Annotated in this window: 1 protein-coding gene; it reads left to right on the forward strand. The window is 69.4% G+C overall.

Features of this window, described 5'->3' with window-relative positions; genetic code table 11:
• Positions 1–172 precede the first annotated feature (172 nt).
• On the forward strand, positions 173–517 hold a 345-nt coding region (locus AC1DYG_RS19250; protein ID WP_477641463.1), incomplete at its 3' end, for a class I SAM-dependent methyltransferase.

Consider the following 517-nt stretch of genomic DNA (forward strand, 5'->3'; position numbering starts at 1 on the left):
GATCCGGCCTGCAAGGTGTCCGCCACGTGTGTCCCCTTTCAAGGGCAATTTCAGGTGATGTGTATGCGATGTGAACCATGACGGACCCCGGGAACATGACCCCCCACCGTTCGCGGCGAAGCCTACCTGCGGGCGCGGGCAAATCGGCTGTGCGAAACGTACTCTGGGCGCCGTGACCCGATGGCAGAACGAGCGAGACGAGGCGCAGTCGCGCGCCTACATCCAACGATTCGAGCAGCTGGCGGCGGACGGGGCGGACCTGCACGGCGAGGCCCGGATGGTCGACGCCCTGCTGACGCCGCGGTCGCGGGTCCTCGACGCGGGCTGCGGGACCGGGCGTGTCGGACTCGAACTCGCCCGGCGCGGCCACTCGGTGACCGCGGTGGACCTGGACCCGGTTCTGGTGGCGACGGCGCGAGAGCATCCGGAGCTGACTGTGCACCTCGCCGACCTCGCGGAGCTGGACCTGCCCGGCGAGGTGTTCGACGCGGTGGTCGCCGCGGGCAACGTGATGATC

The sequence above is a fragment of the Pedococcus sp. P1_H8 genome (assembly GCF_056405175.1).